This is a genomic window from Vibrio sp. 10N.222.46.A1 (assembly GCF_041473595.1).
GTDB classification, from domain to species: Bacteria; Pseudomonadota; Gammaproteobacteria; order Enterobacterales; family Vibrionaceae; genus Vibrio; species Vibrio tasmaniensis_A.
Genome location: NZ_JBFRSN010000473.1, coordinates 1 through 1535, shown reverse-complemented (window position 1 = coordinate 1535; position 1535 = coordinate 1). Strand labels below are relative to the sequence as shown.

Sequence of the window (1535 nt, the reverse complement as noted above, 5' to 3'; positions counted from 1 at the left end):
GTTCTCGCCAAAATATCACTTAATAGCATAAGCAAAGCCCCAATCAGCCCTGAAGTGATGAGTAACTTTTTGTGTAATGGGCCGATGATTTTCTTCGCGATATGAGGAACCATCAAGCCAATAAATCCGACAACGCCGATGATAGAAACAAAACATGCAGTTGCAAAAGCGCAGACAATAAAGACACCGCTTTGCAGGCGTTTTGTGTCTACGCCCATGGTTTGTGCTACGTCGTCTCCTGCAAGTAAACAATCTAACTGGCGATGTTTTAATATACCTAGGACTATCAAGGCGATAAGTCCAGCAAGCACAATTAGCACATTGTCCCAGCGTGCGTTTCCTAGGCCTCCTAGCGACCAAAATAGAATTGAGTGGGCAGCTCGTTGATCACCATGGAAGACCAAGAAGTTAGTCAAGGCTGTAAATAAAAATGAAATAGCCAACCCGGCTAAAACAATTTGAGAAGACGCTTGTCCATCTACTTTTCTGACTAGAAATAGCACTGCCGAAGCCGAGATTATTCCACCGATAAAAGCGGCGAGTGGAAGTGTCCAAATGCCGATAGCGCTACCGATGACTGTAATCACAAAGACTGCTCCAGTTGCGGCACCGGATGACAATCCAAAAATGAAAGGGTCGGCAAGGTCGTTTTTTGTCACGGTTTGTAATAACGCCCCAACAATACCTAACCCAGCACCGCAAATAATAGCGATGATTGTTCTAGGTAAGCGCAGGTGCAGTACCACTTGATCTATCGGTGAGTCGATCTGTTGACTCATCGCCGCTGAAAAAATCGTAGCGACTTGTGCAAAAGATAGCTGAACGCTGCCTAAACTCAGAGAAAACATCGCTAAGAGGGCAAAAACAGAACTGAATACGCAGGTGTTCAGTGCGGTTCGGTTCAGGTTAGTACTAAGACTTGTCATGTATTTCTTGGATGCGCTGTGCCAATTTTTCAATTGCAGCTATGTTTGCTGGCCCGGGAGTAATTTCCTCATAACGCAGAGGAAGGTATTGGGTGGTCTTTACCGCTGTGGTCAGCTTCATCGCTGGGTGCTGTTCCAAAAAGGTTTGCATGCCTTTAGCGCCTGTCCCATTTTGATAATCGAGAAGAATAATGACATCAGGGTTATGCATCGCAACTGACTCCCATGATGTGGTTCCCCAGCTGATATCCAGATCTTTCATTACATTGGCGCCACCCGCTGCTTCTATCATGGCGCTCACTGTCGCGTACTTTCCTGCTGTGAATGGTTTCTCTTCCCCTGAATCATACAGAAAGACTTTAAGCGGGGTTTGATTCTGGGTTTGCTGTTGAATCAATATTAATTGCTCTTTCCACTTGGAGATAAGTGTTCGAGCTCTGTCTTGCTGACCGAATAAAGTCGCAAGGCGTGTCACGTCATCAAACATTTGTTCCATGTTAGCTGGCTGCTTATCTTTACGGATATGGCTGCAACTCTCATTAAGAATCAGAGTATTGATACCAAACTCTCTCAGAGAATCAGGCGTGACTGAGCCGCCCAACCGCATAC

Annotated in this window: 2 protein-coding genes; both read right to left on the bottom strand. The window is 45.7% G+C overall.

Annotation, left to right across the window (positions count from 1 at the left end; all coding sequences use genetic code 11):
- A partial coding sequence (locus AB4496_RS14210) for a FecCD family ABC transporter permease (protein WP_372131201.1) occupies positions 1 to 926 on the bottom strand: 926 nt, incomplete at its 3' end.
- Positions 913 to 1535: ABC transporter substrate-binding protein (locus AB4496_RS14205; protein WP_372131199.1), on the bottom strand; the 623-nt coding region annotated here is incomplete at its 5' end. The genes AB4496_RS14205 and AB4496_RS14210, both read right to left, overlap by 14 nt.